This is a genomic window from Pseudarthrobacter sp. NamE5 (assembly GCF_005796225.1).
Taxonomy (GTDB): Bacteria; Actinomycetota; Actinomycetes; order Actinomycetales; family Micrococcaceae; genus Arthrobacter.
Map to the genome: position 1 here is coordinate 35998 of NZ_VAHO01000003.1, position 25139 is coordinate 61136.

29 protein-coding genes and 3 tRNA genes are annotated in these 25139 nt (G+C 65.2%); 21 read left to right on the forward strand and 11 right to left on the reverse strand.

Going from position 1 to position 25139, the window contains the following annotated elements; all coding sequences use genetic code 11:
• Positions 1-130: 130 nt before the first annotated feature.
• From FDW84_RS05355 to FDW84_RS05390, 8 genes are all read left to right on the forward strand, one after another.
• Positions 131-203 (forward strand) — tRNA-Glu (locus FDW84_RS05355).
• A gap of 91 nt (positions 204-294) precedes the next feature.
• Positions 295-368, forward strand: a tRNA-Asp gene (locus tag FDW84_RS05360).
• Between the two features lie 48 nt (positions 369-416).
• Positions 417-492, forward strand: a tRNA-Phe gene (locus FDW84_RS05365).
• A gap of 329 nt (positions 493-821) precedes the next feature.
• A complete protein-coding gene (locus FDW84_RS05370; protein WP_138607309.1) occupies positions 822-1283 on the forward strand; it encodes an Asp23/Gls24 family envelope stress response protein in 462 nt (153 codons plus the stop codon).
• On the forward strand, positions 1280-1471 hold the full coding sequence (locus FDW84_RS05375; protein WP_138132894.1) for a hypothetical protein: 192 nt from the start codon (positions 1280-1282) through the stop codon (positions 1469-1471). The genes FDW84_RS05370 and FDW84_RS05375 overlap by 4 nt, the downstream gene beginning before the upstream one ends.
• The gene (locus FDW84_RS05380) at positions 1468-1848 is read left to right on the forward strand and encodes a hypothetical protein (protein ID WP_138607311.1); all 381 of its coding nucleotides are present in this window, start codon (positions 1468-1470) and stop codon (positions 1846-1848) included. The genes FDW84_RS05375 and FDW84_RS05380 overlap by 4 nt, the downstream gene beginning before the upstream one ends.
• Positions 1849-1937: 89 nt before the next feature.
• Positions 1938-2513, forward strand: a complete 576-nt coding sequence (locus FDW84_RS05385; RefSeq protein WP_240721412.1) for a DUF6286 domain-containing protein — start codon at positions 1938-1940, stop codon at positions 2511-2513.
• Entirely contained in the window at positions 2510-3121 is a 612-nt protein-coding gene (locus FDW84_RS05390) for a hypothetical protein (protein ID WP_138607315.1), read from the forward strand. Before FDW84_RS05385 ends, FDW84_RS05390 begins: the two co-directional genes overlap by 4 nt.
• Positions 3122-3140: 19 nt before the next feature.
• Here FDW84_RS05390 and FDW84_RS05395 read toward each other — a convergent pair whose 3' ends face one another.
• Positions 3141-4961 carry a glycoside hydrolase family 13 protein gene (locus tag FDW84_RS05395; protein WP_138607317.1) on the reverse strand — a complete coding sequence of 607 codons (1821 nt, stop codon included), beginning with the start codon at positions 4959-4961 and terminating at the stop codon, positions 3141-3143.
• 140 nt (positions 4962-5101) lie between these two features.
• Between FDW84_RS05395 and FDW84_RS05400 the strand changes: the two genes are divergently transcribed.
• The 5 genes from FDW84_RS05400 (at position 5102) to FDW84_RS05420 (ending at position 9753) form a co-directional block, all read left to right on the forward strand.
• Positions 5102-6388, forward strand: coding sequence for an ABC transporter substrate-binding protein (locus tag FDW84_RS05400; protein WP_138607319.1), 1287 nt, complete (start codon positions 5102-5104; stop codon positions 6386-6388).
• Positions 6389-6394: 6 nt separating this feature from the next.
• Positions 6395-7429 (forward strand): carbohydrate ABC transporter permease, encoded by a 1035-nt coding sequence (locus tag FDW84_RS05405; protein ID WP_138607321.1) that lies wholly within the window; start codon positions 6395-6397, stop codon positions 7427-7429.
• Positions 7426-8322, forward strand: coding sequence for a carbohydrate ABC transporter permease (locus FDW84_RS05410; protein ID WP_138607323.1), 897 nt, complete (start codon positions 7426-7428; stop codon positions 8320-8322). Before FDW84_RS05405 ends, FDW84_RS05410 begins: the two co-directional genes overlap by 4 nt.
• Positions 8319-8567, forward strand: coding sequence for a hypothetical protein (locus FDW84_RS05415; RefSeq protein ID WP_013599672.1), 249 nt, complete (start codon positions 8319-8321; stop codon positions 8565-8567). Before FDW84_RS05410 ends, FDW84_RS05415 begins: the two co-directional genes overlap by 4 nt.
• Before the next feature lie 133 nt (positions 8568-8700).
• Complete coding sequence (locus tag FDW84_RS05420) at positions 8701-9753, forward strand: LacI family DNA-binding transcriptional regulator (protein WP_138607325.1); 1053 nt, start codon at positions 8701-8703, stop codon at positions 9751-9753.
• 25 nt (positions 9754-9778) lie between these two features.
• Here the strand turns inward: FDW84_RS05420 and FDW84_RS05425 are convergent, their stop codons facing one another.
• Together FDW84_RS05425 and FDW84_RS05430 are read right to left on the reverse strand one after the other, a co-directional pair.
• Positions 9779-10663 carry a DUF8083 family protein gene (locus FDW84_RS05425; protein WP_138607327.1) on the reverse strand — a complete coding sequence of 295 codons (885 nt, stop codon included), beginning with the start codon at positions 10661-10663 and terminating at the stop codon, positions 9779-9781.
• Between the two features lie 34 nt (positions 10664-10697).
• Positions 10698-11504 carry an exodeoxyribonuclease III gene (locus tag FDW84_RS05430; protein ID WP_138607329.1) on the reverse strand — a complete coding sequence of 269 codons (807 nt, stop codon included), beginning with the start codon at positions 11502-11504 and terminating at the stop codon, positions 10698-10700.
• A gap of 253 nt (positions 11505-11757) precedes the next feature.
• Between FDW84_RS05430 and FDW84_RS05435 the strand changes: the two genes are divergently transcribed.
• From FDW84_RS05435 to FDW84_RS05450, 4 genes are read left to right on the forward strand one after another with little or no spacing between them, the layout of a single operon-like run.
• Positions 11758-13257, forward strand: a complete 1500-nt coding sequence (locus FDW84_RS05435; RefSeq protein WP_138607331.1) for a CoA-acylating methylmalonate-semialdehyde dehydrogenase — start codon at positions 11758-11760, stop codon at positions 13255-13257.
• Positions 13257-14384, forward strand: a complete 1128-nt coding sequence (locus FDW84_RS05440; RefSeq protein ID WP_138607333.1) for an enoyl-CoA hydratase/isomerase family protein — start codon at positions 13257-13259, stop codon at positions 14382-14384. Before FDW84_RS05435 ends, FDW84_RS05440 begins: the two co-directional genes overlap by 1 nt.
• Positions 14377-15378 carry a 3-hydroxyisobutyrate dehydrogenase gene (gene mmsB / locus FDW84_RS05445; protein ID WP_138607335.1) on the forward strand — a complete coding sequence of 334 codons (1002 nt, stop codon included), beginning with the start codon at positions 14377-14379 and terminating at the stop codon, positions 15376-15378. The genes FDW84_RS05440 and mmsB overlap by 8 nt, the downstream gene beginning before the upstream one ends.
• Entirely contained in the window at positions 15375-16151 is a 777-nt protein-coding gene (locus FDW84_RS05450) for an enoyl-CoA hydratase (RefSeq protein WP_138607337.1), read from the forward strand. Before mmsB ends, FDW84_RS05450 begins: the two co-directional genes overlap by 4 nt.
• Before the next feature lie 16 nt (positions 16152-16167).
• On the opposite strand, the gene FDW84_RS19985 is transcribed toward FDW84_RS05450, so the two are convergent.
• Complete coding sequence (locus FDW84_RS19985) at positions 16168-16401, reverse strand: hypothetical protein (protein WP_371419134.1); 234 nt, start codon at positions 16399-16401, stop codon at positions 16168-16170.
• Entirely contained in the window at positions 16379-17161 is a 783-nt protein-coding gene (locus FDW84_RS05455; RefSeq protein WP_371419135.1) for an NAD(P)/FAD-dependent oxidoreductase, read from the reverse strand. Before FDW84_RS05455 ends, FDW84_RS19985 begins: the two co-directional genes overlap by 23 nt.
• Positions 17162-17226: 65 nt before the next feature.
• On the opposite strand from FDW84_RS05455, the gene FDW84_RS05460 reads away from it, so the two are divergent.
• Together FDW84_RS05460 and FDW84_RS05465 are read left to right on the forward strand one after the other, a co-directional pair.
• Entirely contained in the window at positions 17227-17802 is a 576-nt protein-coding gene (locus tag FDW84_RS05460) for a helix-turn-helix domain-containing protein (RefSeq protein ID WP_138607339.1), read from the forward strand.
• A gap of 79 nt (positions 17803-17881) precedes the next feature.
• Positions 17882-18535 carry a DedA family protein gene (locus FDW84_RS05465; protein WP_138607341.1) on the forward strand — a complete coding sequence of 218 codons (654 nt, stop codon included), beginning with the start codon at positions 17882-17884 and terminating at the stop codon, positions 18533-18535.
• A gap of 13 nt (positions 18536-18548) precedes the next feature.
• Here the strand turns inward: FDW84_RS05465 and FDW84_RS05470 are convergent, their stop codons facing one another.
• Positions 18549-19055, reverse strand: coding sequence for a MarR family winged helix-turn-helix transcriptional regulator (locus FDW84_RS05470; RefSeq protein ID WP_138607342.1), 507 nt, complete (start codon positions 19053-19055; stop codon positions 18549-18551).
• Between the two features lie 95 nt (positions 19056-19150).
• Here FDW84_RS05470 and FDW84_RS05475 point away from each other — a divergent pair, with 95 nt between their 5' ends.
• Positions 19151-20341: an acyl-CoA dehydrogenase family protein gene (locus FDW84_RS05475; protein ID WP_138607344.1), complete on the forward strand. Its 1191-nt coding sequence runs from the start codon at positions 19151-19153 to the stop codon at positions 20339-20341.
• Between the two features lie 150 nt (positions 20342-20491).
• On the forward strand, positions 20492-21469 hold the full coding sequence (locus tag FDW84_RS05480) for an SDR family oxidoreductase (RefSeq protein ID WP_138607346.1): 978 nt from the start codon (positions 20492-20494) through the stop codon (positions 21467-21469).
• Positions 21470-21502: 33 nt separating this feature from the next.
• Here the strand turns inward: FDW84_RS05480 and FDW84_RS05485 are convergent, their stop codons facing one another.
• From FDW84_RS05485 to FDW84_RS05505, 5 genes are all read right to left on the reverse strand, one after another.
• Positions 21503-22288 carry a MerR family transcriptional regulator gene (locus FDW84_RS05485; RefSeq protein ID WP_138607348.1) on the reverse strand — a complete coding sequence of 262 codons (786 nt, stop codon included), beginning with the start codon at positions 22286-22288 and terminating at the stop codon, positions 21503-21505.
• 33 nt (positions 22289-22321) lie between these two features.
• Positions 22322-22672 carry a hypothetical protein gene (locus tag FDW84_RS05490; protein WP_138607350.1) on the reverse strand — a complete coding sequence of 117 codons (351 nt, stop codon included), beginning with the start codon at positions 22670-22672 and terminating at the stop codon, positions 22322-22324.
• A gap of 161 nt (positions 22673-22833) precedes the next feature.
• Positions 22834-23037: a cold-shock protein gene (locus FDW84_RS05495; protein ID WP_013599688.1), complete on the reverse strand. Its 204-nt coding sequence runs from the start codon at positions 23035-23037 to the stop codon at positions 22834-22836.
• 133 nt (positions 23038-23170) lie between these two features.
• Positions 23171-23797 carry a response regulator gene (locus tag FDW84_RS05500; RefSeq protein ID WP_138607352.1) on the reverse strand — a complete coding sequence of 209 codons (627 nt, stop codon included), beginning with the start codon at positions 23795-23797 and terminating at the stop codon, positions 23171-23173.
• Positions 23794-25044, reverse strand: coding sequence for a sensor histidine kinase (locus tag FDW84_RS05505; RefSeq protein WP_138607354.1), 1251 nt, complete (start codon positions 25042-25044; stop codon positions 23794-23796). Before FDW84_RS05505 ends, FDW84_RS05500 begins: the two co-directional genes overlap by 4 nt.
• Positions 25045-25139: the final 95 nt, after the last annotated feature.

The window sequence follows — 25139 nt, forward strand, 5'->3', positions numbered from 1 at the left end:
TGGTGTTTTGGCCGATTTTGGATAATTCCGGACTAGGCCCTATAGTTTTAGAGTCCAGTTCGGAGAAACGCAAAGGACAAAGACGGAAAGCCCAGCTTTACGCCTTTTATTTTGTTCCGAACGGGTTCTGGCCCCCATCGTCTAGCGGCCTAGGACACCGCCCTTTCACGGCGGCGGCACGGGTTCGAATCCCGTTGGGGGTACGCAAGGAACTGGTCAAACAGACTAAAAAAGTCTGGTAGGCTGGAAGCCTTGAAAAAAGCGGTAGAGATACTGCTGAAGCAAGAAACGCAAGGCCCTGTAGCGCAGTTGGTTAGCGCGCCGCCCTGTCACGGCGGAGGTCGCGGGTTCAAGTCCCGTCAGGGTCGCTCTGATTGCTGGAAGACATTCCGGCTCTCATGGTGACTAGTCACCTAGGCTCTGTAGCTCAGTTGGTAGAGCGTTCGACTGAAAATCGAAAGGTCACCGGATCGACGCCGGTCGGAGCCACCAGCTGGAACCCCGCAAGTCCCGTAATTGTCCGGGAATTGCGGGGTTTCTTCGTTCAACATTTCCGGCGCCGCCCAAATCATTCTTAGGTTGTTGTTGCCGACAGGCGCTGTGCCACGCTGCCCTTTTCCTTGCTTCGGCCGGAACGGCCTCGGCCCGTTCGGCTACCTGCCCATCACGCCAAGGTTGGCGGCGAAGGCCACAAGTAAAAGCTGCTGCCGTAGACGCAGCTGAAGTACACGCGTGGATGTTTGCGTTGCGGGCATCCCTGCTGCTGCCGTTAAGTCACAGCCAAGGGATAGGGTTGGAAACAACAGAAGGGGGAGTGCCTGATGGAGTACCAGAACCCACAACCCGATGCAGCTATCCGGAGCGGAAGCGCCCCGGTTCCTGTCCCGGCGCCCGCACTGGGGCGCACCGTGATTTCTGAGACAGCAGTGGCCAAGGTGGCCGGGATTGCCGCCAGGGCAGTTCCCGGCGTTTACTCCCTGGGCTCTGTGCCGTCCCGTGCACTGGGCGCCATCCGCGACGCCGTCGGGAGCTCAGACCATGCGGCAGGAGTGCACGCGGAAGTCGGGGAAACTCAGGTGGCCGTGGACATCAGCCTGGTCGCAAGTTACGGAACGCCGCTCCACTCGCTGGCTAACGAGGTGCGGGCGGCCGTCTACCGTGCGGTCGAGGAACTGGTGGGGCTTCAGGTGATCGAGGTGAACGTGGAAGTCACGGACGTCTACGTACCGCCTCCCGTGAAACCGGCCACTGCCGGTTCTACCGAAAGGGAGGCGCTGCTGTGAATCTCACCGTGGCAGGTACGGCGATGGGCGCCTTTGTCGCCTTCATGTCCCTTCAGTTCGGCCTGTGGGGCTTCCTGGTATCCCTGCTTTTCATGGCCATCGGCGCGCTGCTGGGCCGTGCCGCAGAGGGGAAGCTGGACCTGCGCGGCGTGCTGGATGCCATCATCGGCCGGCGCTCGTCCTCATGAGCGCGCCCGCGCCGGCCGTGCGGGCCCAGGCGCTCAACGGTCACACCAGGATCAGCACCCAGGCGCTGACCAGCCTGGCAAAAGCCGCCGCTGCCCAGGCACTGGGCGTCGACGGCGAGGATGTCAGGGCGGACTGGACCGACGACGACGGGCTGCTGGCGCTGTCCCTCGTCACGCCGATCAGCGTGCCGCCGCTGCGGACGGTGGCTTCCCACCCTGGCCGGGTTGCTGCGTCCGGTGGCTCCATCTGGGACCGCACCGTCAGCGCCAAGGCCCACATCCTCGCCACCGTGACCGAACTCAGCGGCGCGCGGCTGAGCCGGGTGGACATCAGGATCAGCGGCGTCAGGATCAGTGAAGGAGGCCGGGTTCATTGAGTACACTCCAGCAAAGTCCCCGCCCTGAAGACCCCGGTGCGGACAGCACCGGGGCGGCAGCAGGGGGGCGGGGGGCGGACGAACCGGACATGGACCGGATCATTTACCGCGAAACCCATTCCTCCCGCGCGGTGATGGCCACCATTGCCGCCGTCGTGGTCGTGGCCCTTGCCGCCTATGGCCTGCTCGAAGCCGCCGTCCATGCGATCGGCCAGCCGGCATGGCTCATTGAACCCCAAGTGGCGGCGCAACGCATCGTGGCCCTGCCTGCGGGAATTTCACCGCTGCTGCTGGGGGTCATTGGTGCCGTGCTGGCAATGCTGGGCCTGGTGTTCTTCCTCCACGGAGTGCTGCCCGGACATAGGGCCCGGCATGTGCTGGCGCGCGGCCGGGGCGGGGCGGGCCCCGCCGTCGTGGTGGATGACGAAGTGATCGCGTCCTCGCTGGCCCGCCGGGCACGGCTCGCCGCCAACGTCACACCCGAACAGGTGATGGTGGTGGTTTCGCAGCGGCAGGTGCAGGTGAATGTCCGGCCCACGTCCGGGGTGCCTGTCCACGGGGACAGAGTGCGGGACGCAGTAAAGGCCGAGCTGGGGGACATGGGGCTTGAACCCGCACCGGAGGTCCGGATCAACGTGGCGCCGTCCGGGGTGATAGGGGCATGAACAGCACGCCAAGCGTCCTCAACCGTATCCTGATAACTGTTCTGGGCCTCAAGCTGCTGGCCGTGGGTGTCCTGCTGATGCTGCTGGCCTCGGTGCCGGCGGTTGCCGCATGGTGGCACTCCTGGTCCGCGGGGGTCTGGAACACGGTCAACGGGGCCTTCAACGCCACCCGGTTCCCTGGCCGGTCGGAAAGCTGGCTGTGGATCCTGGTTGCACTTGCCCTGCTGGTGCTGATCGTCCTCATGGTGGCCTGGATAGCACAGCAGGGCAAAGGCCGCTCAAACCTGCTCGCCGCCGAGTACGATCCCGGCAGCGTTCCGGGCGACGTCAGGATCGGCGGGGGAGTGGCTGAGCAGGCCCTCAAGCACGCCCTTGCCGGCAGGCCGGACCTCGCCGGTGCCACCGTTGTCACCTATGACATCAAGGGTTTCCCGGCACTGAAGGTCCGCCTCCAGCCGCGGCAGGGCGTGGCGCCGCATCTTCTGGCCGCCGAGGTTGCCGGACTGGTCAAAGCCCTCGAGGCCGTGGTGGGCAGGAGGATTCCTGTGCTCATCCATATTGGTGCCGGGGCGCGGACGCGCTTCAGCAGGGCCGAGCGCGTCCGCTGATACCCCAGTACCCGGAGCTTCAGTTCCTGGTCAGGTAAACCGCGCAGTCCACCGGCACTTCATGCATGAGTCCCCACTCGGACGACGGCTCAGGTCCGCTGAAGAGCTCCACGGAATAGCCGTCGGGGATGGGGGCCGAGGCGAAGCCCATGTTGGCCAGTACCAGGACGTCTCCGTTGTGAAAGGCCAACAGACCACTGTCCGGTGCATGTATGTCCGCCCATTCCAGCGAACCGGCCCCTAGGTGCCGGGCAGTCCGGAAGGCCAGTGCCGCCCGGTACAGCTCCAGCGTGGAGCCCTCCTCCTTATCCTGCTGGTCGGCGGCAAGGGGACCGAAGCTACCGGGCTGCGGCAGCCACGGCAGGGCGGCTACGCCCGGGAATGATTCCGCAAAGCCGAAGCCGGGCTTGTCCGCCGCCCACGGCAGCGGGACCCGGCAGCCGTCCCGCCCCGTTTCTGCGCCCTGGGTGCGGAAAAATGTAGGATCCTGCCGCGCCCCGGCCGGAAGAGTGGTGTGCTCTGGGAGCCCGAGCTCCTCGCCCTGGTACAGGTAGGCGGAACCGGGCAGGGCCAGCTCCACCAGGGTGGCCGCCCGCGCGCGTGCCAGACCCAGCGCCGCGTCCGGTTGTTCGTCGTCCGCTGCGATGCCCCTGGGGAACGTGGTGGGATCGGCCAGGCCGAACCGGGTGGTGTGGCGGACGGTGTCGTGGTTGCTGAGCACCCAGGTGCAGGGTGCCCCCACCGCCGCCGCTGCCTTCAGGGACGCCTCAATTGCCTCGGCCATCCGCTCCGCATTCCACCCAGCCATCAGGAAATCGAAGTTGAAGGCCTGCTGCATCTCGTCCGGCCGGACATAGAGGGCAAGCCGCTCTGCTGGCTCCACCCAAGCTTCAGCCACCATCATCCGGTCGCCGCCGTACTCGGACAGGATCCGGTGCCAGTCCCGGTAGATGTCGTGCACGCCATCCTGATCGAAGAAAGGCGAGGGCGGATAAACCGGGGAAACGGCGCGGTGAGGCTCCTCCGCATCGGTATGCGCGCCGGGTGCGTCACCAGGCGGGGAGGGTTCCCGTTTCACCTCCACTTTGCCTTCAGCCGCGGTCCCTTCAACCATCGCCGCGACGCCCTCCCAATCCGGAAGGCCCGGTTCCTTAACCATGCCGTGCGCAACGTCTACCCGGAAGCCGTCGACTCCCCTGTCCAGCCAGAAGCGGAGCACGGAGCGCATTTCTTCCCGGACTTCCTGGTTTTCCCAGTTCAGGTCCGGCTGCTTGCTGTCAAAAAGGTGGAGGTACCATTCCCCCTGGGAGCCGTCCGCTTCGGTCACCCGCGTCCAGGCAGGTCCGCCGAAGATCGACTTCCAGTTGTTCGGGGCCCTGTTGCCGTCCCCCGAGCCCGGCACCTCGTCCTTGCCGGGGCGGAAAATGTAGCGGTCCCTTTCAGGAGAGCCCGATGGCGCAGCAAGCGCGGCCTGGAACCATGCGTGCTCGTCTGAGGTGTGGTTGGGAACCAGGTCCACAATCACCTTCAAGCCGCGCCGGTGAGCTTCCTGCAACATCGCATCGAAGTCGGCCAGGGACCCGAAGAGTGGATCAACCTGGCGGTAGTCGGCCACGTCATATCCGCCGTCCGCCTGCGGCGATTTATAGAAGGGCGAAAGCCAAATGGCATCCACCCCCAGCCGCTCCAGGTACGGCAGATGGTCCCTGACACCGCGCAGGTCCCCCATGCCGTCACCGTTGCCGTCCGCGAAGGACCGCGGGTAGATCTGGTAGACGACGGCGTCCGCCCACCACTCCCGGCGGGCTGGGCTGTCAGCGGGAACGGCCGGGTTGGTCATTTGGTTCCTCTCAGATAACTTTTTGATGTAAACGCTTGCATTACCCGTCGCAACCTTACTAGTGTGAGCGTCACCACATCAACCTCACCTAGCAAGCGCACTGTCGACTTACTTGTCACTCAGCGAGGAGCTTCAAGCTAATGAAAACCCCTAGATTCCTACTGCCGGCTGCCACCGCCGGCGTCTTGGCCATCTCCCTGACTGCATGCGGCGGCGGAGGTGGCGGCGGGACCACCGGAGGCGGCAGTGACGCCGAAGCCAATCTCGACAGCCGGGGACCCATCACCTACGTCCAGGGCAAGGACAACAGCAACGTGGTGCGGCCGCTGATTGAAAAGTGGAATGCCGCCCACCCGGACGAAAAGGTCACCTTCAAGGAGCAGACTGACCAGGCCGACCAGCAGCATGACGACCTCGTCCAAAACTTCCAGGCCAAGAACGCGGATTACGATGTGGCCAGCGTCGACGTCGTGTGGACGGCCGAATTTGCAGCCAAGGGGTGGCTGCAGCCGCTGAAGGACAAGATGGCCGTTGAAACCGACGGCATGCTTGAACCCACCGTCGAGGCCGGTTCGTACAAGGGCACGCTCTACGCGGCACCCGTCTCCTCCGACGGCGGCATCCTGTACTACCGCAAGGACCTGGTCCCGGAGGCACCCAAAACCTGGGCCGAGATGATGGAGATGTGCTCCATCGCCAAGCAGAACAACATGGGCTGCTACTCCGGCCAGTTCAAGCAGTATGAAGGCCTCACGGTGAACGCTTCCGAGGCCATCAACTCCGCTGGCGGCTCCGTCCTGGATGACGAGGGCAAGCCGAACCTGAACACCCCTGAGGCCGAGGAAGGCCTGAACAACCTGGTGGAGGCCTTCAAGAACGGGAACATCCCGGCTGAAGCCATCACCTACCAGGAAGAGGAAAGCCGCCGCGCCTTCCAGGAAGGGAAGCTCCTCTTCCTGCGCAACTGGCCTTACGTCTACAACCTGGCCACCACTGAAGGATCATCCCAGGTGAAGGATGTGCTGGGCATGGCTGCCCTGCCCGGCAAGGATGGCCCCGGTGCTTCCTCCCTCGGCGGCCACAGCGCAGCCATCAGCGTCTACTCGGACCACAAGGCAACCGCCCTGGACTTCGTGAAGTTCCTGATTGAGGAAGAGCAGCAGAAGTTCTTCGCCACGCAGGGTTCGCTGGCTCCGGTCTTCGGAGCGCTGTACGAGGACCAGGAACTGGTTTCCAAGCTGCCGTACCTGCCGGTACTGAAGACCTCCATCGAAAACGCCGTTCCCCGCCCGGTCACCCCGTTCTACCCTGCGGTAACGCAGGCCATCCAGGAGAACGCCTACGCTGCCCTGAAGGGTGAAAAGCCGGCCAAGGATGCCTTGGCCGATATGCAGAAGTCGATCGAGTCCGCCGGCGCAGGATCGTAACAAGCCATGGCTACCGAATTGGGCCCGACGCCGGTCAAACCGGCGTCGGGCACCCCCGACGTCCACCACGGTCCCAAGGGCGTAGGCGAAGACAACCGGATTCTCAGCCAGGGCAAGTGGGCTTCCTGGCTGCTGGCACCCACCGTCATCGCCCTGGGTGTCGTCATCGTTTATCCCATCATCAGCGCCATCGTGATGTCCTTCCAGAAGGATGCGGGGCTGGACCCAGTCACTGGCCTGTTTACTGCCGGCGGCCCGGCTGGTATCCAGAACTACGTGAACTGGCTCGGGCAGCAGTGTGCCGCTCCGGGCGGCGGCACCGTGGCATGCCCGCCAGGCACCCTGGGTGGCCAGTTCTGGACAGCCACCGGCACTACTTTCCTGTTTACGGTTATCACCGTGGCTTTTGAAACCGTGCTCGGTTTCTGGATGGCCATGATCATGGCCCGGACCTTCAAGGGCCGCGGCCTGGTCCGTGCAGCTGTACTCGTCCCGTGGGCCATCCCCACTGCCGTTACGGCCCAGCTGTGGCTCTTCATGTTCGATTTCAACGGCATCATCAACAAGCTGTTCAATGCTTCCATCCTGTGGACCGGCAGCGAATGGCCTGCCAAGTGGGCCGTGATCATCGCCGACACCTGGAAGACCACCCCCTTCATGGCGCTGCTGATCCTCGCGGGCCTGCAGATGATCCCGGCAGAGGTCTACGAGGCGTCGAAGGTCGATGGCGCCAGCGCATGGCAAAGGTTCCGCCTCATCACGCTTCCGCTGGTGAAGCCGGCCCTCATGGTGGCCATCCTGTTCCGCACGCTGGACGCACTCCGGATGTTCGACCTTCCATACATCCTGACCGGCGGTGCCAACAACACCACCACGCTGTCCATCCTGGTGATCAACCAGATCAGGCAAGGATTCAACTCGGCGGCTGCCCTGTCCACCATTACGTTCCTCATCATCTTCCTGGTCGCGTTCATCTTTGTGCGCTTCCTCGGAGCCAACGTGGTGGAGCAAAGCGGAGCCACCGGCAAGGGGAAGAAATGACAACCACAGCTGCCTCCACGGGATTGCGGGCGGAGCAGGACAAGGGGCGCAAGACGGCGCAGAACCGGGAAAAGTGGGCGAGCGTCCGCACGTACATCAGCGCCGCCGTCATCCTGGTCTGGTGCCTCGCTCCCGCGTACTGGATGGTGGTGACGGCCTTCCGCGAGGTGGGCTTCACCTACGACACCACGCCCTGGCCCACGCACGTCACACTGGACAACTTCATCACTGCCTTCGACACCTCGTTCGGCAACCGGTTCGGCCAGGCCCTGCTGAACAGCATCATCATCGGGGTCACTGTCACAGTGATCTCGCTGATTATTGGTGTCTTCGCCGCCTACGCTTTGGCACGCCTGAACTTCCGGTTCAAGTACCTGGTGCTCGGCTTCATCCTGGGCGCGTCCATGTTCCCCGGCGTTGCCCTCATCACCCCGCTGTTCCAGCTGTTCACCAACATCGGCTGGATGGGTACCTACCAGGCGCTGATCATTCCGAACATTTCCTTCGTCCTGCCGCTTACCGTTTACACGCTCACGTCCTTTTTCCGCGAAATGCCGTGGGAGCTTGAGGAATCAGCGCGCGTTGACGGCTGCACGCAGGGGCAGGCGTTCCGGAAGGTCATCATGCCCCTGGCCGCTCCGGCGATCTTCACCACGGCGATCCTGGCATTCATCTCCTCCTGGAACGAGTTCCTGATCGCCAGCCAGCTGTCGAACGAGGCAACGAAACCGGTCACGGTTGCCATCGCCAGCTTTGCCGGTGCCCAGCCCAACCAAATTCCCTACACGGCCATCATGGCCGCGGGCACCATCGTCACCATTCCTTTGGTGATCCTGGTGCTGGTCTTCCAGCGCAAGATCGTTGCCGGCCTGACGGCGGGTGCGGTCAAGTGACAGGCGAAGCTTCCCGCTCCCGGTCCGCCGGGGCGGGAGGCGACCGCCGGCGCGTCAGGTCCGGCGAGGATTTTGACATCATTATCGGGTTCCTCGGCTTCTGGGCCCTGGTCCTGCTCGTGGTCACCGTCTGGATGGAGGTGACGGCCCAGCCCGCACTCGGCTGGGCGCTGGGCCTGCTGGCAACGCTCCTTGCGTTGTATGGCATGGTCCGGCTGCGGCGGCGGTTGCCGGACCGGAGGTAGCACTCCCGGCTGGTCCGCCCCGCCCTCCGCGGGAAGGTAACACTGCGGTTCACCCCGGCGCCCGAAATACCATGGCAGAGGGCATCGCACAGGAGCAGGGCGGATGCCTGCAGGAAGTACATGAGGGGACACCGTGGCACGCATAACTGAGAGGTCTCAACGGGGCGGCCACAGCGGAGTCAGCATCGAGGACGTGGCTGCAGCGGCGGGAGTCTCTACCGCAACAGTGTCCCGGGCAGTGCGGGGGCTGCCGAGGGTCTCGCCGGCCACCAGGGAAAAGATCCTAGAGGTGGCCGGAAACCTTGGCTATGTAGCTTCCTCCTCGGCTTCCGGCCTTGCCACCGGGCGCACCAGGACCATTGGTGTACTGGCCCCTTTCGTCAGCCGCTGGTTCTTTTCCAAAGCCATCGAGGGCGCGGACCGGGAACTCCACGCGCGCAACTACAACCTGTCTCTGTTCAACCTGGGCGGGCACGGCAGCAACCGGGAACGGCTGTTCAGCAAGACCATGGTCTACAAGCAGATCGATGCCCTGCTGGTCCTGTGTATGGCCCTCTCCCAAGATGAGCTGGACCACCTGCAGAAGATCGACATCCCGCTGGTAGTCGTGGGCGGCCATGTCGAGGAATGCTCCTACATCGGAATCGACGATTATGCCGCTGCGTCCACGGCGGTCCGCCATCTGATCGACCTCGGCCACCGGAACATCGCCCTTCTGCACGGCGACGACGAGACGGACCTGAACTTTGACGTTCCCCGCGTCCGGATCCTCGCGTTCAAGGACGTGATGGCGGCGGCCGGCCTGCCCACCCGCCCTGAATGGGATGAGTGGGGCGACTTCACCGTCCACAGTGGCCAGGCGGCCTTCCACCGGCTGTGGGCGAAACCGGGGGAGAAACCCACCGCCATCTTCTGCGCCTCGGACGAGATGGCCATGGGGGTGATTTTCGAAGCCGCGCGCCTGGGTGTGCGGGTGCCGGAGGACCTTTCAGTGGTGGGCATCGACAATCATGACTTCGCCGAGGCCATGGGCCTGACCACGGTTGGCCAGAGGCCGGACGAGCAGGCCGAACTGGCAACAAAGATGCTCCTTGACGAACTGGACGGGCAGGCGGGAGCCGTGCAGTCCGCCGTCGCGCCCCACGAACTGATTGTCCGGAGGACCACCGCGCCGCCGCAGGCCTAGCCGCAGGGCCCGGAAAGCGGCAGTGTCAGGAAGCGCGGGCCAGCTGGCGGATGGGGATCCAGCGGGAGGCCAGGCGGCGGTAGGCTGCGGCAGCTCCGGTCATGTCCCCTTCCGCGAGGCACTCGATGCCGAGGCGGATGTCCATGGGCGAATCATCCGGATACACCTTGTCCGCCACGGCGCCGTAATCCAGCTCCACCATCGAGTCCACATGGAACTGCTCAAGCCACTCCGTGAGCTGGGCCAGATCATCCAGCATGTCCAGATCCGGCGCAGCGAGGGCCAGGTTCGCCACTGCGTAACGGGCCCGCTCCAGGGCATCGGTAATCGTGGCCCAAACCCGGACGGTGACGATCCGCCCGGCTGACTCCACCACGTCCTTCCGGTCCGATTCCATGAACAGCGAAAACCAGCTGAAGGGGATTCCCCAGGTGGATGCGCGGGTGTGCACACGGATGGAACCGTCGCGGGCCTTGACCTGGTCGATCCGCTCCTGGTGCTTGTCACGCTGCTCTTCCGGGATCAGCAGTTCAGCGAGGGGTCCGTGGATGCCTTCCATCAGGGCGTTGGCCGCCAGGCCCGCGCGCAGTACCAGCTGGCTGGGGCAGTACAGCAGCACCGGGTCAGCGTCAGCACCGTCGTCGGACGTTCCAGCTGCCGGCGCCGGCGCAGTGGTGACGCGCACCAGGTCGGTGCGTCCCGTGGGGAAGGGATCACCGCCTGAACGGGTGATGCGTCCCAGCGATGCCAGCAGTTCGGCATTTTCGACGGCGGCGCGGGAGGCAGTGCGTGCCCCCGCCGCCTGGATCGCCTCGCGCTGCTCCTGAGGAAACGCCTCCAGTGGTTCATAAACCCGGAGGGTGGACGAGAACGGCAGGCCGGCCTGGCCCCGGTAGAGGTTTCCGGTCATCACGGTCTCCTTGTTTGGGTCCAGGACAGTGTCATCAGTCCGCCAGTTCCACCAGCACGGGGGCGTGGTCCGAGGCGCCCTTGCCCTTGCGCTCCTCGCGGTCGATCGAAGCGCCGGTGACCCGGGCGGCCAGCGCCGGGGAGGCCAGCACGAAGTCGATCCTCATGCCTTCCTTCTTCGGGAAGCGCAGCTGGGTGTAGTCCCAGTACGTGTAGACGCCAGGGCCCGGCGTGTAGGGACGCACCACATCCGTGAAGCCGGCCGATTCGAAAGCATGGAAGGCGGCCCGCTCGGGCGGGCTGACGTGGGTGGACCGGCTGTTGATGAACAGGTCGATGTCCCACACATCCTCGTCGAAGGGGGCGATGTTCCAGTCGCCCATCAGGGCAACCTGCGCCTGCGGGTCCTGCGTGATGAGCTCCTGCGCGTGCGTCTTGAGGCTTTCCAGCCACTTGAGCTTGTAGGGCATGTGCTCGTCGTCAAGGGAGCGGCCGTTGGGCACATAGAGGCTCCAGATCCGGACGCCGGCGCAGGTTGCGGCCATGGCTCGCGCCTCCTGCACGGGGTCCTTGCCCGCCTTGCCGAAGGATGGCTGGTCCAGGAAAGTGCGCTCAACGTCTTCAAGCCCAACCCGGGAAGCGATGGCAACGCCGTTCCACTGGTTCACACCGAAGTGGGCCACCTCGTAGCCCATCCGCTCAAAAAGCTCCCAGGGGAAGTTGTCGTCCTTGCACTTGGTTTCCTGGATGGCCAGGACATCCACGTTGCTGCGCTGAAGCCAGGCTTCGACGCGGTCGGCGCGGGCGCGGAGCGAGTTCACATTCCAGGTAGCTATCTTCACAGTTCCTAACTTACCGCGAGCACCGGGAATGCGGACCCGTGCCAGGCCCGGGCCCCTGGCACTGCCGCCGAAACAGGGCAGTACGGCGCGGGACACGCCAGCATCTTTGGCCTGCCCGGCAGTGCCAGGCGCCGATATGCCCCACGACGGCTCGCGCGGCAGGGGCATGCCGGGGCTTGTGGCAGTTAGTAGGAAGTCCGAGTATATTCGCAACCAGGAATGACCTGGATCACATGCGAAGGAGCGTGCAGTCATGGTCCGCGAGCTTTCCCACTACATAGGCGGCCGAGAGGTGGCAGGAATGTCCGGCCGTTACGGTAACGTCTTCGATCCATGCGCGGGCCAGGTCCGGGCCCGCGTGCCCCTGGCGAGCCGGGACGAGGTCCACGATGCTGTTGCCGCTGCGGAGAAGGCGCAGCAGGACTGGGCGGCCATGAATCCCCAGCGTCGCGGCAGGATCCTGCTGAGGTTCGTGGACCTGGTCAACAGGAACATGGAAGAGCTCGCCCGGCTGCTGTCCTCCGAACACGGCAAGACCCTCGCGGACTCCCGGGGTGACATCCAGCGGGGTCTGGAAGTGGTGGAGTTCGCAGCCGCAGCGCCGCACCTGCTCAAGGGCGAGTTTTCCAGCGACGCCGGCCCGGGGATTGACATCCATTCCCTCCGGCAGCCACTGGGTGTGGTGGCGGGTATCACGCCTTTCAACTTTCCCGCCATGATTCCGCTGTGGAAATCCGGACCCGCCCTCGCCGCCGGCAATGCCTTCATCCTGAAGCCCTCGGAGCGGGACCCCTCCGTGCCGCTCCGCCTGGCCGAGCTATACACCGAAGCGGGTATGCCGGACGGCGTGTTCAGCGTGGTCAACGGGGATAAGGAAGCCGTGGACGCGCTGCTGGAGGACCCGCGGGTCAAGGCCATCGGTTTCGTCGGTTCCACCCCCATCGCCCAATACATCTATGCGACGGCGGCCTCCCACGGGAAGCGGGCACAGTGTTTCGGCGGTGCCAAGAACCACATGGTGGTGATGCCGGACGCGGACCTGGACCAGGCGGCGGATGCGCTCATCGGTGCCGGGTACGGTTCAGCAGGGGAGCGGTGCATGGCCATTTCCGTGGCGGTACCCGTGGGGGAGGAAACGGCGGACAACCTGGTGGCCAGGCTTCAAAACCGGGTGGCCGCGCTCAAGGTGGGCCACAGCCTGGCGGAAGACTCGGATTTCGGCCCTGTCGTATCAGCCGAGGCCAAGGAGCGGATAGAGGGCTACATCCGGGCAGGCGTCGAGGAGGGTGCCGCCCTCCTTGCAGATGGAAGGGGCTTCAGCGTTCCGGGGCACGAGGGCGGGTTCTGGGTGGGCCCGACCCTTTTCGACCATGTCACGCAGGACATGGCCATCTACCGCAACGAAATCTTCGGCCCCGTCCTCAGCGTGGTCAGGGCAGCTGACTACGAAGACGCCCTGCGACTGTGCAGCGGGAACGAATTCGGCAACGGCGTGGCCATCTTTACGCGCGACGGCGATGCCGCCCGCGACTTCGCCACCCGGGTGGATGTTGGGATGGTGGGCATCAACGTCCCCATCCCCGTACCCCTGGCCTATTACACTTTTGGCGGTTGGAAAGCTTCGGGTTTCGGCGACCTGAACCAGCACGGCGCCGATGCTTTCCGCTTCTATACCAAGACCAAGACGGTGACCACACGGTGGCCTTCGGGAATACGGCACGGAGCCAGCTTCGTGATGCCGGAAGGAAGCTGATGGCGGGCAGGGTGGCGAACGGGATAACGGGTTCCGGCAACCCGGCTCACGACGCCGGCGAGGTGTTGTTCGAGCGCCGCGGCCAGCTGGGGGTGGTTACCCTCAACCGGCCCCGGGCGGTCAACGCGCTCACCGCGGGCATGGTTGAGCAGCTTCTGGAGCAGCTCACCGCATGGGCGGACGACGACGGCGTTGCCACGGTCCTGGTGCAGGGTGCGGGTGACCGGGGCCTCTGCGCAGGCGGCGACATCGTGGCGATCTATGAAGACATGCTGGCCGGCGGGGAGCGGACGGCGCACTTCTGGGAAACGGAGTACCGGGTCAACTCACTCATTGCCCGCTATCCCAAGCCCTACGTGGCGCTGATGGACGGGCTGGTGCTCGGCGGCGGCGTCGGAATTTCCGCCCATGGTTCCGTCCGCGTGGTGACGGAACGCACCCGCACCGGGATGCCGGAAACCACCATCGGCTTTGCACCGGACGTCGGCGGGACATTCCTGCTGTCCAGGGCACCGGGTGAAAGCGGCACCCACGCGGCGCTGACGGGCGCTCACCTCAGCGGACCGGATGCCCTGTTCCTGGGCCTGGCCGACCACTACGTCCCGTCCGGAAAGCTGCCTGCGCTGGTGGAAGCGCTGGAAACGGAAACTGCGGAAGCCGCCGTCGGGCGTCACCGGGAGGAGGCCCCGCCTTCGGTGCTGGAAGGGCAGCGGAACTGGATTGATGCCTGCTATGCCTCCAACCATGCTGCGGACATTGTGCGCCGGCTGCGCAGCTACGCGGGGGAAGGCGGCGCTGATGCCCTGAAAGCTGCAGGTGCGATCGAGGCGAAATCGCCCACTTCCGTGAAGGTCACGCTGGAATCCCTGCGCAGGGTGAGGGGCCGGTCGCTGGACGAGGCACTGGCGCAGGAATACCGGGTGGGCCTGCGGTTCCTGTCCGCACCGGATTTCCGGGAAGGCATCAGGGCGCAGGTGGTGGACAAGGACCGCACGCCGCGCTGGAAGCCGCCCACCCTCGCTGACGTGCAGCCCGGGCAGGTGGAGGAGTTCTTCAAGCCCCTGGGCGTCCGGGAACTGGACCTTCAACCCGTGGACCAGCAGCCAAAGGAAACCCATCATGCCTGACAAGTACACCATTGGCTTCCTGGGCCTGGGCCACATGGGCGGTCCGATGGCCGCCAACCTGGTCAAGTCAGGGCACGCCGTCAAGGGGTTCGACGTGGTGCCGGCAGCCCTGGAAGCTGCCCGGGCGCAAGGGATACCGGTTGTGGACAGCGCGGCGGATGCAGTGGCCGGGGCGGACGTGGTCCTGACCATGTTTCCCGGCGGCCGGCACGTGCTGGACGCCTACCGCGGCCAGGGCGGGCAGCCGGGGCTGCTGGCAGCAGCCGCCCCCGGCACCATTTTCCTGGACTGCTCCACGATCAACGTGGAGGAAGCCCGCGAGGCCGCCCGGCTGGCGGTTGACGCAGGGCACCGGTCCGTGGATGCGCCGGTCTCGGGCGGGGTGGTGGGCGCTGAGGCAGGCACGCTGACCTTCATGGTGGGCGGGGAGACTGAGGACGTTGAGAGGGTCCGGCCGCTGCTTGAGGTCATGGGGAAGCGCGCCGTGCACTGTGGCGCCCATGGGGCAGGCCAGGCAGCCAAGATCTGCAACAACCTGATCCTTGGGGTTTCGATGATCGCCGTCAGCGAGGCTTTCGTACTGGGGGAGAAGCTCGGCCTGAGCCACCAGGCGCTGTTCGACGTGGCATCTTCGGCCTCCGGCCAGTGCTGGGCGCTCACCACCAACTGCCCGGTGCCCGGACCCGTCCCCACCAGCCCGGCCAACCGGGACTATCAGCCAGGTTTCGCCGGGGCCCTGATGGCCAAGGACCTCGGGCTCGCCGTTAATGCGCTGCGGAGCACCGGGGTGGCGGGCCGGTTGGGCCAGCTCGCAGCCGAAATCTACGATACGTTTGCGGCGGAAGGCGGCGCCGGCAGGGACTTCTCGGCCATCATCACTGACATCCGCGACAGATCGGGCCGCTCCGCCGGCAGTGAACATAGCCAGATACCAGAAAGTGCATCACAGCGCGCTTCGCACAGCGCAGCACAGGACGACGGGAGCCCGGAGTGACGGAATACGAGAACATCCTGGTGGAGCAACGGGGCCGGGTGGGCCTGGTGACGCTGAACCGGCCGCAGGCACTGAATGCCCTGAACAAGGCCACCATGGAGGAACTCGTGTCCGCCGTACGTGCCATGGATGCCGATCCCGGCGTGGGAGCGGTGGTCATTACCGGCTCGGGGAAAGCTTTTGCGGCGGGGGCCGACATCAAGGAGATGGCGGGCCAGGGCTATATGGACATGTATGCCGCAGACTGGTTCCGCGGCTGGGAGGACTTCACCCGGCTGCGCATCCCCACGGTCGCCGCGGTCTCGGGGTTTGCCCTGGGCGGCGGCTGCGAACTGGCCATGATGTGCGACCTCATCATCGCCGGGGACAACGCGAAGTTCGGGCAGCCGGAAATCAACCTGGGCGTGCTCCCGGGCATGGGCGGTTCACAGCGGCTCACCCGCGCCGTGGGCAAGGCCAAAGCCATGGACCTGATCCTTACCGGCCGGTTCATCGGGGCGGAGGAAGCCGACCGCTGCGGCCTTGTTTCCCGGGTGGTCCCGGCGGAGGACGTTGTGGATGAGGCCGTCAAAGCTGCCGCCGTCATCGCGTCCAAATCCAAGCCGGTCGCCATGGTGGCAAAGGAAGCGGTGAACGCCGCCTTCGAAATTGGGCTGGCACAGGGGGTCCTGTTCGAGCGCCGGCTGTTCCACTCCCTCTTCGCCACGGAGGACCAAAAGGAAGGCATGGCAGCCTTCACGGAGAAGCGCGAGCCGGAATTCAGGCACCGGTAGTTCAGGCGCCGGTAGTTCAGGCGCCGGTGCTTCGAGCGCCTGTGAGGGACCTGGGTGCCCGGTAGGCCGCCAGGTCCGCTGCCAGTTCTTCAGCCATCAGGTGGTTGTTGATGACGACGGCGGTCCAGGCGGCTGCTGCGGCGGACGCCAGGACCTGCGCCCTCAGATCCGTTACGTTGCCCGCTGCCCAGACGCCCGGGACGGACGTGGCTCCTTCCGCGTCTGTTTCAAGGTAGGTTCCCACGCCCATGGGATGGACAGAGGGAGTCAGGCCCAGGGCAGAAAAAGGCATCCAGCCGGACGTGTGCCTCTGGTCCCACTACCACCGCGTCCACGGCAAATTCAGGGCCTCCGGCGAGGGCAACGCCCCGCAGATTGTCCTGCTCAACCCGGAGGGATTCCACGTGCCCCTTCACAACCCTGATACCGCGTGCCGAGAGCTGTTCGGCTTCAGCCTGTGACGGCACCGTCCTGTTGTTCAGGAAGAGCGTGACGTTGCTGCTCCACTGCCGGAAGAGCAGGGCCTGGTGCACGGACCATGCCCCGTTCCCCAGGATCCCGATGACCTGGTCCCGGACCTCCCATCCATGGCAGAAGGGGCAGTGCAGCACGTCTTTTCCCCAGCGCTCCCGGAGTCCGGGGATGGCGGGCAGTTCATCCACCAGGCCGGTGGCAACCAAGAGGCGGCGGCCCCGAAGGCGCGTGCCGTCGTCGAGCCTTACTTCAAAGCCCTGTTGCAGATCTCCGCCCGCAGCACGCACTTCGCCGCGGAGGATCGTTACGCCGTACTGCTCAGCCTCGGCGCGGCCAATCGCCAGGAGCTCTCCAGGCTTGACGCCGTCACGGGACAGGAAGCCATGAACACCCTTTGCAGGTGCGTTGCGGGGTTGGTCACTGTCCACCACGGTCACGGAGCGGCGGCAGCGGCCAAGCATTTGTGCGGCGCTGAGGCCCGCCGCGCCACCACCGATAATCAGGACATCTGAGATTGCTGCATTGTCTTTGGTCATGGCTTCATCTTTGGGCGCCCATCTGCCAATGGCAAGGTCTTTTGCTGGAATGGCAAGATAGCCATATGGATGAGCAGATAAACGATGTCCTGGCAACCGTTGGTCCAAGGCTGCGAGCACTTCGACTGGCACGGGACGTCACCCTGACGGCCCTGGCGGAAGCCACCGGAATCTCCGTCAGTACCCTTTCCCGGCTGGAGTCCGGCCAGCGGCGGCCCAACCTTGAACTGCTGCTGCCGTTGGCGAAAGCCCACCAGGTGCCGCTGGACGAGCTGGTGGGCGCCCCTGACACCGGTGATCCGCGTGTACACCTGCGGCCCATCGAAATGCGGGGTATGACGATCATTCCGTTGACCAGGAAGCCCGGCGGAATCCAGGCCTACAAGCACATCCTGCCTGCCGGGCGGATGGAAACGCCCGATCCCAAAGTGCATGAGGGCTATGAGTGGCTGTACGTACTGAACGGCCGGCTGCGCATGGTCCTTGGCAGCCAGGACCTGGTGCTCAAGCCGGGGGAAGCAGCGGAGTTCGATACGAGGGTGCCGCACTGGTTTGGCCGGGCAGATGGCAAGGCCGTGGAGTTCCTCAGCCTCTTCGGCACCCAGGGGGAGCGGATGCACGTCCGTGCCAAGGGGGACTGATTCCCGGCCCCCAGACTATCCACTAGTGCGTATGGTAGACAGGGCAGGGCGACTTTGCAGCGGACGGGGGACTTTTGTTATGTGGGGAACAGCGGCGGACGCGGACGGCTCGGCAGATAACCTCACTGGGCTGGTGGGTTTTGCCGCCCGCGGCATCGAGCAACTGGGCGAATGGGGCGTCGGCGCCTTCACCCTTGCCGAAACGGTGGTGCCTCCGATCCCCAGTGAGGTGATCCTGCCCCTGGGCGGCTACCTTGCCCGCCAGGGGGACCTGAACCTGCTCCTGATTTATTTCACCAGCACTCTCGGCGCCTATCTCGGCGCCCTGTTCCTGTACTGGCTCGGGGCCAAACTGGGCCTTGAGCGTTCCATCCGGGGGCTGTCCAAACTCCCCTTGGTGGACCGGGAAGACTTTGAGCACGCCGCCCACTGGTTCCGCCGCCATGGAAGGTCTTCCATCTTTTTTGGGCGGCTGCTGCCCGGCGTGCGCAGCCTGATTTCACTGCCGGCAGGTGCCTCCGGCATGCCGCTGGGCACCTTCACCCTATACACCCTGGCAGGCAGCGGACTCTGGAATGGGGCGCTGATCGGGTTGGGATACCTCCTGGGCACCCAATACCGGCTCATCGAGGAGTACTCCAGGTACCTGAATTACGCCGTATATGCTGCACTGGGCATCACGGTGATCCTCCTCGTGCTGAGGCATTTCAAGCGGCAAAGAATCCGGCGCTGACAGCCGGGCGCCCTTAGTCCTCGAAGTCCCCCGCGTTCCGGCGGAATTCGCCCAGGATCCGAATGAGATCCTTTACATCCCCAGGACTGAATCCCGGAGTGCTGAACACCTCGGTGTTGAGTGCTGCCGTCGCGTCTTTTGCTGCAGTCCGTCCCTTGGCTGTGAGTTCAATCAGCGTGGTCCGGCCGTCTGTCGGGTGCGGCGACCGGGCTACCAGGCCCGCACGTTCCAGCCGGTCCACTGAGTTGGTGACCGAGGTCGGATGGACCTGGAGCAGGGCGCTCGCCTTGTTCATTGGCAGGGCCCCCTTTCTGGCGAAATTCAACAGTGCCAGTAGTTCGTAGCGGGCAAAAGTCAGCCCGAACGGCTTGAGTGTGGACTCGATCCTGGCCAGCAGGATCTGCTGGGTGCGCATGATGGCGGTGATGGCCGCCATGGGAGCGGCCACGTCCCCCCACCCATGTTCTTCCCAATTGCGCTGGGCTTCGGCTATGGGATCGCGGGAGAGCGGATTGCCCATGGAAGACCTTTCGCCCGGGTGATTTGGCTCACTTATTGCGCCAGTATCTGAATATACTAGGACATCCAACGTTTAGGCGATGCGGAAGGGGCCCGATGCCCGTGCAGTCCCCTGAATCTGGCGATGCACTGCCTTTCCCGGATGCCGATCTCATGCACGTGGCGGACCTCCTCCCGCACTCTGAACAGGAGCGGTACTTTTGCCTCCGCAGCTTCCTGCAGTCTGCCGTCCGCCGGCAGTCCATCGAGTACTGGAACCGCGAGGAGTTTCCCTACGGGCTGCTCAGCGAAATGGGCAACCGTGGCCTGGGGGCGCTTCAGGTGGACGGCACCTCTATCCTTTTCAAGGGACTCATGTACGTAGAGCTGGCCAGGGCGGACGTCTCCCTTTCGGCCCTGGCCGGGATCCACAATGAACTGATCGTCGGCACCATTAAGGAATTGGGATCCGAGGAGCAGAAACGCACATGGCTTCCGGGGCTGGCGAACTTTACCCAGCTGGGAGCTTTCGCACTGACCGAACCCGGGCATGGGTCCGACATCTCGGGAGGTCTGGAAACCTCGGCCAGGCTGGACGGTGGCGAGTGGGTGCTGAACGGCGCCAAGCGGTGGATCGGCGCGGGCACTATGGCCGACTTTGCCCTGGTGTGGGCGCGGGATACGGCAGACGGACAGGTCAAGGCCTTCATCGTGGAGGCGGACAGGCCTGGCTATACAGCCACGAAGATCTCCAACAAGATTGGCCTGCGGATCATGCAGAATGCGGACATCAGCCTGCGGGAGGTGCGGATTCCGGCGGCTAACCTGCTTCCCGGAGCCGGAAGCTTCACCAACGCCAACAGCCTGTTGCGCGACTCGCGGGCGTGGGTGGGCTGGCAGGCCGCAGGGATCCAGCTTGCAGCCTTCGATGTTGCCCGTGCCTATTCGCTGGAGCGCCGGCAGTTTGGAAGGGAGTTGGCGCGGTTCCAGCTGGTCCAGCAGCAGCTTTCGGACATGCTGGGCAATGCCATGGTCTCCCTGGCCCTCATGGTGCAGCTGGCACGGATCCAGGAGGAGGGCAAGCTGGAGATGGCGCAGGCCGCCCTGGCGAAGGCCACCACCACCAGGCTGGCCCGGGCGACGGTCGCCATGGGAAGGTCCCTGCTGGGCGGCAACGGTATCAGCAGTGACTACGAGATGGGCAAGCTGTTCGGTGACGCTGAAATTCTCTACACCTACGAGGGCAGCTACGAGATTAACTCCCTTATTGTGGGGCGGGCCGTGACCGGAAAGTCCGCGTTCACCTGACAGTGGAGCTGCGATGCCTGCGGCTCGCAGTGCAAACTCTGGTGGGCGCTGTGCCCGTTGTCCGGCGGGCTCCTACTCGCTAGCATCGAACAGATAAGCCTACTTGCTGTTCTGGTTCTGCTCCTTGAGCGGAGGCGGGAAGGGAACCCGATGCGCATCAAGAACTCAGTAGTTGTCATCACCGGAGCCTCCAGCGGAATCGGCCGGGCCATCGCCCTTCGCTGCGCGGACATGGGCGCCAGGCTGGTCCTGGCGGCACGTGGAGCCGAAGAGCTTGAAGCGGTGGCCGGTGAGTGCAGGAAACGCGGAGCCCAAGCCATAACCGTCGCCACTGATGTGACGGATCCTGCCATTGTGGACAACCTGGCCGCCCGCGCCGTGGCAGAGTTCGGCCGGCTTGACGTATGGATCAACAACGCAGCGGTAGCGGCCTTCGGGCGGTTGACCGACATCCCGCCCGCGGACTTCCAGCGTGTGCTGGATGTCAATATTTCCGGTTACGTGAACGGCGCCCGCGCCGCCCTGCTGCGGCAGACAGCCCAGGGCTCCGGTGTCCTGGTCAATGTTGCCTCCGTGGTGGGGGAAACCCCGCTGCCGTACAACGCCGCCTACTCGATGTCCAAGGCGGCCGTCCGGGCGCTCAGCGTCAGCCTGCGGTCGGAGTTGGCCCTGGAAGGGGTATCCGGAGTGAAAGTGTCCACTGTCCTTCCGGCCACCATCGATACCCCCTTCTACCAGCACGCGGCCAACTACACTGGCCGCCGCGCGTCCGCGATGCCTCCGGTGTACACGCCGGAACGGGTGGCAAGAGCAGTGGTGAAGGTAATCAACCGGCCCCGCCGGGAAACCGTGGTGGGTAAACCGACCGGGCGCCTGCTGGTCCTGCAGCACAAGTTCAGCCCCCGTACAGTGGAAGGCTCCATAGCCAAGCAGGTGGACAGAACCCAGTTGCCCCGGCGGAAGCCGGCACCCATCACTGCCGGCAACCTGTACAAGCCCTCAGGGGAAATCAGGAAAGGGTCCGTGACGGGCGGCTGGCACGGCAGGCGCCGGACTGCCCAGCGCGGAATCATGAGTGCGGCAGCATTGGCCGGGACAGCGGTGGCCTTGCGGAAGCTGTTGGGCTGAGCGTGCAGACCCTGAGCCTGCACGGCCGGAGCCTTAGAGGTGCTGCCCGGCGTAAATGCGCAATGCGTCCCGCACGAAGCCGGCGCCGGTTTCGCCTCCGTAGTTGGCCGCGAACCGGGGATCAGCAACGTACATGTCCGCAAGCCCGGTGACGTACCCGCGGAGGTCTGCTCCCCGCTCCGCTGCGGGTGTCCCCGGTATCGATGCCAGCCAAGCCACATGCCGCCTGGCCAGCTCCTGGGCGGCAAAACTCTCCGGGCCGGCCCCTGAACCTGCCACAGCAATCCAGTCGCTGCCGAGTTTCCCGGCGTCGGCCATCCATTCCTGCTTCTCCTCCTCGCCCATTGCCCGCCACCAGGCGTCGCTCCTGGCGTAGGCGTCCTTGCCCCAGCGCTCTTCCACCTCGTCCTTGTACTGGGTGTGGTCGAAGCCGTCGAACATCTTCTCTGCTACCATGTCGCCCCCTCCTTTTACTGTTTCGATTGTTTGCCGCACCGATGCCATTTGCCGCGCCAGCCGTTGCTGTTCCTGTCCCAGCCAGTCCAGGTGGTGGCTCAGCGCCTGCACAGTGTCCGTCTGCTGCCGGAACACCTCCGCGATGGCCGGCAGGCCCAACCCAAGCTCCCGAAGGAGAAGGATCCGCTGCAGCTGCAGGAGGGCGTTGCTGTCGTAGTAGCGGTAGCCGTTACTGCCCACCCGGCTCGGCGCCAGCAGGCCGACTTCGTCATAATGGCGCAAAGTGCGGCTCGTGGTTCCGGCGATCCGGGCCACCTCCTGGATGGGCCAGTCCTGCCGGGCGCTGCTCCCGGTGTCTTCCATGGTTTGAGCGTAGGGGTTGACGCAGCGTCAACGTCAAGCGGGTTTTTCGGGGAGGCCGTGACCCGGTGGGCGGCGGCGTGAACGGGTGCGGGCCTGGGCGACGAGCCGGTTGAACGCGAAAATGAACACGGCCTCGATCAGGAGCATGAGCGCCACGGGGAGCCATTCGCCGCGGGCCGCAAAAAAGACGCAGCCGGTCAGCGCCAGGACTGTTCCCAGAGCCAGGGTATAGATGGCGAATCCGACAGCGACGCGTGCACTGCGGACTCCGGTGCGGAACCCGAAGCCCAGCGGTTCACCGCCGGGGTGCCCGGGGACGCGGTCAGGCACGGCCGGTCCCAGCCTGTCGAACTCCTCCCAGGGATCCTGGTCCTGTCCGCTCACCCTTCAATTATCCCCATGAGCAGGCAGGGGCACAGCGCAAGGGAAAGGAGGGCAAGAAGGACGAGGGCTGGTCGACGCAAAACAGCGGCCCCTCCAGCACGATGCTGAAGAAGCCGCTGCAGGTGCCGGTCCGCCGGCGGGAGCCGGGGAAAGGCTAAACCTTAAAGCGGGCGGATGTTCTCTGCCTGCGGGCCCTTGGGGCCCTGGGTCACATCGAATTCAACCTTCTGGTTCTCATCGAGTGAGCGGTATCCGCTGCTGGCGATTGCGGAGTAGTGGGCGAAAACGTCAGCGGACCCGTCATCGGGGGCAATGAAGCCAAAACCCTTTTCGGCGTTGAACCATTTAACTGTGCCTGTTGCCATGGCTGCATTCCTTCGTGTGACTCTGATTCTCTCCCCGGGCCATCGGCCAGGAGTGCGGGGAGAACGTCCCCCGCAGTCCCCAACGTACGGGGCGCAGGCCCCGGTTGCAAGGGTAAGGCAACATTTGTCGAGGTCAACGCATCCCTTCACGGCGGATGGCGGTGGCGATGGCGGCTGCCCTGGTGTCCACTCCGAGCTTGGCGTAGATATGCGCGAGGTGCGTCTTGACGGTTGCTTCAGAGATGAAAAGCCGCTGGCCGAGCTCCCGGTTGCTGAGCCCCTGGGTGAGCAGGCCCAACAGTTCTGCCTCGCGCGGCGTGAGGATTTCGTCCGGATTGCGGAGCTGCTGGAACAGCCGGGACGCCACTGGCGGGCTCATGACGCTCTTTCCCTGGACGGCACCACGGATGGCGGCGAAAATTTCCTCCGGAGCCGCGTCCTTGAGCAGGTAGCCCATGGCACCGGCGTCCACGGACCGCACGATGTCGGCGTCCGAATCATAGGTGGTGAAGACAAGGACCGCCTGTTTGCTGTTGGCTTCCCGGATTCTTCGGATCGCCTGGATGCCGTCCATCCCCGCGCCCATGGCCAGGTCCATGACCACCACGGCCGGCTCGTGTTCATGTACCAGCTGCACCGCTTCCTCCCCGGAGGCTGCCTCGGCCACCACCTCGATGTCGGGCTGGGTCCCCAGGAGGGCGCGAAGGCCGCTTCTCACCACCAGGTGGTCGTCCGCCAGCAGCACGGTGATGACGCTCATGGTCTTCCCGTCGTCCTTGCCCCGGGGCCGGGCACAGGCAGCTGGGCGGCCACGATGGTTCCGTCCCCGGGTGTGCTTTCCACGGAGAAGACCCCGCCCAGCTGCTCCACCCGTTGCCGCATGGCCCGCAGTCCGTAGCCTCCGGCGGCCGACGGCGGTGCTGCCGCCGCAGGATCAAAGCCGGCGCCGTCGTCGTAGATGTCCAGGGTGACGGACTCCGGGAGGAATCCCAGCGTCACGGTTGCAACGGTGGCGGAGGCATGGAGTTTGATGTTGGCGGCAGCGCTCTGCACCACCCGCAGCAGGGCATGCCGGGTTTCCGCAGGGACAGGGTGTGCTTCCCCGGTGACCAGGAGCCGGGCGTCCGGGACATACCGCCTGGCAGCGACGAGCAGCGCGTCCGGCAGCGGGGAGGTGTCCAGGCCGGGGGAGGCGAGCTCGTGCACCAGGCTGCGGGTCTCGGACAGATTGCCCCGCAGCAGGGCGGTTGCTTCACCGAGATCAGCCCGCGCGGTGGCACTTGGCCAGGCGCGCCCCGCCGCCTCAAGCAGGAGCAGGCTGCTGGCCAGCCCCTGGGTCACCGTGTCATGAATTTCCCGGGAAACCCGCTCCCGTTCGGCTATGGTGCCGGCCCGGCGCTCGCTGGCCGCCAGCTGTCCCTGCGCGCGCGTAACCTCCGCATGCAGCCGGCGCTGCTCCTCGGCGTCGCGCTGGATCCGGTCATAGATGAGCGTGAGCATGACGCCCACGGCAAGGGGCCCGAGGAGCATCGCCACATCAGTGCCGTTGGTCATCCGGAACAGGCCGGCGGCTGTGGCCGTGGCCGTAATCCCGGCCGCAGCGTAGGCTGCCGGGCCGGCCAGGGCGCTCCGGCTGAGGAAGAAGAGCGCGAACGAGCACCAGGCAAAACTGGGCGCGGCGATGACCAATACGGCCCACACGGCCACCAGGACGAACATCCACGGGGCGCCCGGGCGCTCCCGGCGGGCCAGCACGGCAACGACGGCGTACAAGAGGCAGGCGGCGGCGGCCAGGCCGAGGACCAGCAGGTTGTCTGCCGGGCTGTGCCGCATCACGTAGCGGACCAGAGACGCCACCAGCAGCACGGCGAAACCAAGGTGCACAGCGACATCGATGCTTGCCAGATGTGGTCGTGGCGGGGTGCCGGTGCTGAAGGGGCCAGTGGCTGGGGCGCCGCCAGCCGGGGCTGCATCAGCCGGGGCGCGGACGGAGGCTCGGGTAGGCATGGGGATTCCGGTTCGGAGGTAGGAAAAGCTATCCACCATGGTATTGCCCCTGCCGCTGCCCCGTCCCTCAGCCTTTTGGCTGATACTGCTGGCCT

Bases quoted from the DNA above. Each gene is read 5' to 3' on its own strand.
- FDW84_RS05455 (WP_371419135.1), bottom strand. From the start codon at position 17,161: ATGACCAAAGACAATGCAGCAATCTCAGATGTCCTGATTATCGGTGGT.
- FDW84_RS05385 (WP_240721412.1), top strand. From the start codon at position 1,938: ATGGACCGGATCATTTACCGCGAAACCCATTCCTCCCGCGCGGTGATG.
- FDW84_RS05425 (WP_138607327.1), bottom strand. From the start codon at position 10,663: ATGACCGGAAACCTCTACCGGGGCCAGGCCGGCCTGCCGTTCTCGTCC.
- FDW84_RS05440 (WP_138607333.1), top strand. From the start codon at position 13,257: ATGGCGGGCAGGGTGGCGAACGGGATAACGGGTTCCGGCAACCCGGCT.
- FDW84_RS05400 (WP_138607319.1), top strand. From the start codon at position 5,102: ATGAAAACCCCTAGATTCCTACTGCCGGCTGCCACCGCCGGCGTCTTG.
- FDW84_RS05505 (WP_138607354.1), bottom strand. From the start codon at position 25,044: ATGCCTACCCGAGCCTCCGTCCGCGCCCCGGCTGATGCAGCCCCGGCT.
- FDW84_RS05435 (WP_138607331.1), top strand. From the start codon at position 11,758: ATGGTCCGCGAGCTTTCCCACTACATAGGCGGCCGAGAGGTGGCAGGA.
- FDW84_RS05470 (WP_138607342.1), bottom strand. From the start codon at position 19,055: ATGGGCAATCCGCTCTCCCGCGATCCCATAGCCGAAGCCCAGCGCAAT.
- FDW84_RS05495 (WP_013599688.1), bottom strand. From the start codon at position 23,037: ATGGCAACAGGCACAGTTAAATGGTTCAACGCCGAAAAGGGTTTTGGC.
- FDW84_RS19985 (WP_371419134.1), bottom strand. From the start codon at position 16,401: ATGGGCGTGGGAACCTACCTTGAAACAGACGCGGAAGGAGCCACGTCC.
- FDW84_RS05370 (WP_138607309.1), top strand. From the start codon at position 822: ATGGAGTACCAGAACCCACAACCCGATGCAGCTATCCGGAGCGGAAGC.
- FDW84_RS05390 (WP_138607315.1), top strand. From the start codon at position 2,510: ATGAACAGCACGCCAAGCGTCCTCAACCGTATCCTGATAACTGTTCTG.
- FDW84_RS05380 (WP_138607311.1), top strand. From the start codon at position 1,468: ATGAGCGCGCCCGCGCCGGCCGTGCGGGCCCAGGCGCTCAACGGTCAC.
- FDW84_RS05410 (WP_138607323.1), top strand. From the start codon at position 7,426: ATGACAACCACAGCTGCCTCCACGGGATTGCGGGCGGAGCAGGACAAG.
- FDW84_RS05500 (WP_138607352.1), bottom strand. From the start codon at position 23,797: ATGAGCGTCATCACCGTGCTGCTGGCGGACGACCACCTGGTGGTGAGA.
- FDW84_RS05395 (WP_138607317.1), bottom strand. From the start codon at position 4,961: ATGACCAACCCGGCCGTTCCCGCTGACAGCCCAGCCCGCCGGGAGTGG.
- FDW84_RS05465 (WP_138607341.1), top strand. From the start codon at position 17,882: ATGTGGGGAACAGCGGCGGACGCGGACGGCTCGGCAGATAACCTCACT.
- FDW84_RS05405 (WP_138607321.1), top strand. From the start codon at position 6,395: ATGGCTACCGAATTGGGCCCGACGCCGGTCAAACCGGCGTCGGGCACC.
- FDW84_RS05480 (WP_138607346.1), top strand. From the start codon at position 20,492: ATGCGCATCAAGAACTCAGTAGTTGTCATCACCGGAGCCTCCAGCGGA.
- FDW84_RS05475 (WP_138607344.1), top strand. From the start codon at position 19,151: ATGCCCGTGCAGTCCCCTGAATCTGGCGATGCACTGCCTTTCCCGGAT.
- FDW84_RS05460 (WP_138607339.1), top strand. From the start codon at position 17,227: ATGGATGAGCAGATAAACGATGTCCTGGCAACCGTTGGTCCAAGGCTG.
- mmsB (WP_138607335.1), top strand. From the start codon at position 14,377: ATGCCTGACAAGTACACCATTGGCTTCCTGGGCCTGGGCCACATGGGC.
- FDW84_RS05485 (WP_138607348.1), bottom strand. From the start codon at position 22,288: ATGGAAGACACCGGGAGCAGCGCCCGGCAGGACTGGCCCATCCAGGAG.